Source organism: Bifidobacterium parmae, assembly GCF_002860365.1.
GTDB classification, from domain to species: Bacteria; Actinomycetota; Actinomycetes; order Actinomycetales; family Bifidobacteriaceae; genus Bifidobacterium; species Bifidobacterium parmae.
This window is the reverse complement of the sequence record NZ_NMWT01000044.1, coordinates 1-6,031: the sequence shown is the minus strand read 5'-3', so window position 1 is coordinate 6,031 and position 6,031 is coordinate 1. Positions and strand designations below refer to the sequence as shown.

Sequence of the window (6,031 nt, the reverse complement as noted above, 5' to 3'; positions counted from 1 at the left end):
GAGGTGGCGCGCGGCACGCGCGTCGGAGGGTGGTCCGGGTCGCGGGGTCCGGGCGGCCACCCCCACCCGCTTCGCGGGAGCCCCCGCCGGCGGGGGCGGGATCCGCGGNCGCGCGCGCCGTTCCCCTGCTCCCCCTGAGGGGGGCGTGTGTGTGCGGGTATGCGTGGACCCCCGGGAGCCGTGGTGGCTCGACCGGGGGTCCGTTTCACGTGTGGTGCGGCGGCGTGCTACTCTCCCACATCCTCTCGGGTGCAGTACCATCGCCGTGCCAGGTCTTAGCTTCCGGGTTCGGAATGGGACCGGGCGTCTCTCCTGGGCTATGACCGCCGCAAATCTTCTGTTATCGGGGTTGTCCCCGCTTGCTGGTGGTTTGGGGACCGGATGGTGGACGCCTGCTGATTCGTTGTGTCGTGTCGTCACGGTTGCTCCGTGTCGTTCATGATTCGCAGAAAAGTGGTTGATGCCGTCCCAACCAGGGGTTGGGATGTGTGTGTCGCGCTTCCCCGTTAGTACCGGTCGGCTCCACCCCTTGCGGGGCTTCCACGTCCGGCCTATCGACCACGTGTTCTTCATGGGGGGTCTCGGACCCGAGGGTCCGGGGAATACTTATCTTGGAGCGGGCTTCCCGCTTAGATGCTTTCAGCGGTTATCCCTTCCGAACGCAGCCAACCGGCGGTGCCACTGGCGTGACAACCGGCGTACCGGAGGTTCGTCCACCCAGGTCCTCTCGTACTATGGGCAGGTCTCCTCAGTATTCCGACGAGCGCAGAGGATAGAGACCAAACTGTCTCACGACGTTCTGAACCCAGCTCGCGTGCCGCTTTGATCGGCGAACAGCCGAACCCTTGGGACCTGCTCCAGCCCCAGGATGCGACGAGCCGACATCGAGGTGCCAAACCATCCCGTCGATATGGACTCTTGGGAATGATCAGCCTGTTATCCCCGGGGTACCTTTTATCCGTTGAGCGATGCCGCGTCCGTACACCGGCACCGGATCACTAGTTCCGACTTTCGTCCCTGCTCGACCCGTCGGTCTCGCAGTCAAGCCCCCTTGTGCACTTGCACTCGCCACCCGATTGCCAACCGGGCTGAGGGGACCTTTGAGCGCCTCCGTTACTCTTTGGGAGGCAACCGCCCCAGTTAAACTACCCGCCAGGCACTGTCCCAGACACGGATCACGTGTCGTGGTGAGACATCCAATGCGAACAGAGCGGTATTTCACCTTCCGACTCCACACGATCTGGCGACCATGCTTCCAAGTCTCCCGCCTATGCTACACAATCCACACCGAATGCCAATACCAAGGTATAGTAAAGGTCCCGGGGTCTTTTCGTCCTTCTGCGCTTAACGAGCATCTTTACTCGTACTGCAATTTCGCCGAGCTCCTGGTCGAGACAGTGGGGAAGTCGTTACGCCATTCGTGCAGGTCGGAACTTACCCGACAAGGAATTTCGCTACCTTAGGATGGTTATAGTTACCACCGCCGTTTACCGGGGCTTGAATTCACCGCTTCACCCAAAGGGCTGACGGATCCTCTTAACCTTCCGGCACCGGGCAGGCGTCAGTGCATATACAGCGGCTTGCGCCTTCGCATGCACCTGTGTTTTTGGTAAACAGTCGCTACCCCCTGGATTGTGCCACCCCCCACCGCTCCCCGGGCAAGCCGGTTCACCGTCGGGGGTCTCCCTTAAACCGAAGGAACGGGAGTGATTTGCCGAGTTCCTTGACCAGGATTCGCTCGATCGCCTTGGTATGCTCTACCTGACCACCAGTGTCGGTTTGGGGTACGGGCGCCCATGCGCCTCGCGCCGAAGCTTTTCTCGACGGACGGACCCACCGGAAGACACCCTCGAGGGATGCCCCCATCACGCCTCGGGCCATACCATCCCCGGATTTGCCTGGGGAAGGCCCCGCACGCTTGGACCCGGAAAACCACCTCCGGACCCGGCATGCCATCCGCGTCACTCCACGCGCTACCCTACCGGGAATCGGTTCCCAACAGGACCACCATCACCACCCCGAAGGATGGGTCAGGAGACCCCGGAGGTTAGCATCATCCTTTCGGATTTGATCGGTTCATGGCCGGTACGGGAATATCAACCCGTTCATCCATTCGACTACGCCTGTCGGCCTCGCCTTAGGACCCGACTCACCCAGGGACGACGAACGTGGCCCTGGAACCCTTGGTCATCCGGCGGACGGGATTCCCACCCGTCTCTCGCTACTCATGTCTGCATTCTCACTCCCATGCAGTCCACGGACGTTTCCACGACCGCTTCGACCCGCATGGGACGCTCTCCTACCCAGCATGGCAACCATGCTGCCGCGTCTTCGGTGGCGTGCTTGAGCCCCGCTACATTGTCGGCGCGGAACCACTAGACCAGTGAGCTGTTACGCACTCTTTCAAGGATGGCTGCTTCTGAGCCAACCTCCTGGCTGTCTATGCGACTCCACATCCTTTCCCACTTAGCACGCGCTTCGGGACCTTAAACGACGGTCTGGGCTGTCTCCCTCTCGACGACGGAGCTTATCCCCCGCCGACTCACTGCCGGGATACACTTGACGGGTATTCGGAGTTTGGTTGCTGTCGGTACCCGGTATGGGCCCTCAAGCATCCAGTAGCTCTACCCCCCGCAAGCAATCACCCGACGCTGCACCCAAATGCATTTCGGAGAGAACCAGCTATCACGGAATTTGATTGGCCTTTCACCCCCAGCCCCAGGTCATCCCCCCGGTTTTCAACCCAGGTGGGTGCGGTCCTCCACACGGTCCTACCCGCGCTTCAACCTGCCCAGGGCTAGATCATCCCGCTTCGGGTCCAGGACAAGCGACTACAGACGCCTTATTCAGACTCGCCTTCGCTACGCGTACCCCACACGGGTTACGCTCGCCACCTGCCACTGACTCGCAGACTCATTTTTCGATAGGCACGCCGTCACCCCACAAGGAGGCTCCGACGGATCGTAGGCGCACGGTTTCAGGTACTCTTTCACTCCCCTCCCGGGGTGCTTTTCACCTTTCCCTCACGGTACTAGTTCACTATCGGTCGGACAGGAATATCTAGGCTTACCCCACGGTCGGGGCGGATTCACACGGGATTCCACGAGGCCCGCGCTACTTGGGACACGCGATCGCGAGACCATGCGCATACGACTACGGGGCCATCACCCTCCACGGCCAGGCATCCAATCCTGTTCGTCTCGCACACGATTTTCTAACTCACGCCCGGTCCGTCGGAACCGGGACACACGCTCCCACAACCCCGGCATCGCAACCCCCGACGGGTATCACACGACACCGGTTTGGCCTGATCCGCTTTCGCTCGCCACTACTCACGGAACATCCTTTCCTACAGGTACTGAGATGTTTCACTTCCCTGCGTACCCCCCGCATAAAGCGGTGCCACCCCATCGAGGGTGGCGGGTTCCCCCATTCGGACATCCTGGGATCAAAGCCCTGTCGGCGGCTCCCCCAGGCCTATCGCGGCCCCACACGTCCTTCATCGGTCCTGTCCGCCAAGGCATCCACCACTGCGCCCTTACCAGCAACACACACACGCATGAAGCCGGCAAAAACCAAATTCGCGAATACATCGGACGACACATCAACACAACACGTTGACGGTCACAACAAAACGACCGAACGAACACCCAAGGACAAAAGCCTCGGAGTTCGATCGAAATCAACAAAACAAGAAAAAACTCAAGTTCTTCTTGCTCGCGTCCACTATCCAGTTCTCAAACCACCAACACACACCAAGCCCGCAGACACCCCCACCAGGAGGACACCCACGAGACCGGGCGGAATCGGACCCGCACCCCAAGCCGAACGACTCGGAGGGTGGCGGTCCGGGAACCCAAAAGCATGCCATACCACCAACCACACGGGAACACCCGCGCACGCGAGGAACCCCGCGCGCCATACAGCCAACGATCTCTTCCACACCAGCAACCCCTGCCGAAACGGACTATCCGCTTCGCGGGGCACACACCGGACGAAAACCTCGTCCTGTATTCTCCGTAGAAAGGAGGTGATCCAGCCGCACCTTCCGGTACGGCTACCTTGTTACGACTTAGTCCCAATCACGAGCCTCACCTTAGACGGCTCCACCCTCCCAAGGGAGGTTAGGCCACCGGCTTCGGGTGCTGCCCACTTTCATGACTTGACGGGCGGTGTGTACAAGGCCCGGGAACGCATTCACCGCGGCGTTGCTGATCCGCGATTACTAGCGACTCCGCCTTCATGGAGTCGGGTTGCAGACTCCAATCCGAACTGAGACCGGTTTTCAGGGATCCGCTCCATGTCGCCATGTCGCATCCCGCTGTACCGGCCATTGTAGCATGCGTGAAGCCCTGGACGTAAGGGGCATGATGATCTGACGTCATCCCCACCTTCCTCCGAGTTGACCCCGGCGGTCCCCCGTGAGTCCCCAGCCGAACTGCTGGCAACACGGGGCGAGGGTTGCGCTCGTTGCGGGACTTAACCCAACATCTCACGACACGAGCTGACGACGACCATGCACCACCTGTGAACCCGCCCCGAAGGGAAGCCGCGTCTCCACGGCGGTCGGGAACATGTCAAGCCCAGGTAAGGTTCTTCGCGTTGCATCGAATTAATCCGCATGCTCCGCCGCTTGTGCGGGCCCCCGTCAATTTCTTTGAGTTTTAGCCTTGCGGCCGTACTCCCCAGGCGGGATGCTTAACGCGTTGGCTCCGACACGGGACCCGTGGAAAGGGCCCCACATCCAGCATCCACCGTTTACGGCGTGGACTACCAGGGTATCTAATCCTGTTCGCTCCCCACGCTTTCGCTCCTCAGCGTCAGTAACGGCCCAGAGACCTGCCTTCGCCATTGGTGTTCCTCCCGATATCTACACATTCCACCGTTACACCGGGAATTCCAGTCTCCCCTACCGCACTCCAGCCCGCCCGTACCCGGCGCAGACCCACCGTTAAGCGATGGGCTTTCACACCGGACGCGACGAACCGCCTACGAGCCCTTTACGCCCAATAATTCCGGATAACGCTTGCACCCTACGTATTACCGCGGCTGCTGGCACGTAGTTAGCCGGTGCTTATTCTGCAGGTACACTCAACCCGAAGGCCTTGCTCCCTGCCAAAAGCGGTTTACAACCCGAAGGCCGTCATCCCGCACGCGGCGTCGCTGCATCAGGCTTGCGCCCATTGTGCAATATTCCCCACTGCTGCCTCCCGTAGGAGTCTGGGCCGTATCTCAGTCCCAATGTGGCCGGTCGCCCTCTCAGGCCGGCTACCCGTCGAAGCCACGGTGCGCCGTCACCGCACCGTCAAGCTGATAGGACGCGACCCCATCCCGTACCGGTAAGACCCTTTCCCACACCACCATGCGACAGTGCGGAACATCCGGCATTACCACCCGTTTCCAGGAGCTATTCCGGAGTACGGGGCAGGTCGGTCACGCATTACTCACCCGTTCGCCACTCTCACCCGGAAGCAAAGCCCCCAGGATCCCGTTCGACTTGCATGTGTTAAGCACGCCGCCAGCGTTCATCCTGAGCCAGAATCGAACCCTCCACAAAAAACCTTGCAGAAAGACATCGACAGATGACTCTCAAAAAAAACAATTGACGGAACATCCTATAAGGAAGGACGTTCGCACAAAAACCCCGACCCTCTTCAACGCCCCTCGGCGACTCCAGGAAAAACCCCGAAGCGAGAATCGGACTGGCAATCATTGACTATAAAGAAGTAAGTAGTACAACACGCTCTTGAGTTCTCAAACCACCACACACAGCCAACCCCGGAAACCAACCACACAAAGGGAAGAACCAGAAGCTGACCGGCNCGGCAACAGGTGAATAACCTACACCAACCCAACCAACCACGCAAACCCACCCCACAACAACACCCCAAAACCCCCGGAAACACAACACTCCCACGGCGTGTCGCAACACCACCGAAACACACACCCAAACCACACCACCCGGACCACCCACCGACGCGCTCCGCGCGCCACCTCCCGCCAGCGGGAGGAAACACACACCACCCACAGA

The 6,031-nt window shown here is 60.3% G+C and carries 3 rRNA genes; all 3 read right to left on the bottom strand.

Features of this window, described 5'->3' with window-relative positions:
- Nucleotides 1-214: 214 nt before the first annotated feature.
- A 5S ribosomal RNA gene (gene rrf, locus Uis4E_RS11585) occupies nucleotides 215-331 on the bottom strand.
- A gap of 156 nt (nucleotides 332-487) precedes the next feature.
- Nucleotides 488-3,552: ribosomal RNA gene (locus Uis4E_RS11580) — 23S ribosomal RNA — on the bottom strand.
- 471 nt (nucleotides 3,553-4,023) lie between these two features.
- A 16S ribosomal RNA gene (locus Uis4E_RS11575) occupies nucleotides 4,024-5,557 on the bottom strand.
- Together the 16S, 23S and 5S rRNA genes form the textbook arrangement of a ribosomal RNA operon.
- Between the last annotated feature and the right edge of the window lie 474 nt (nucleotides 5,558-6,031).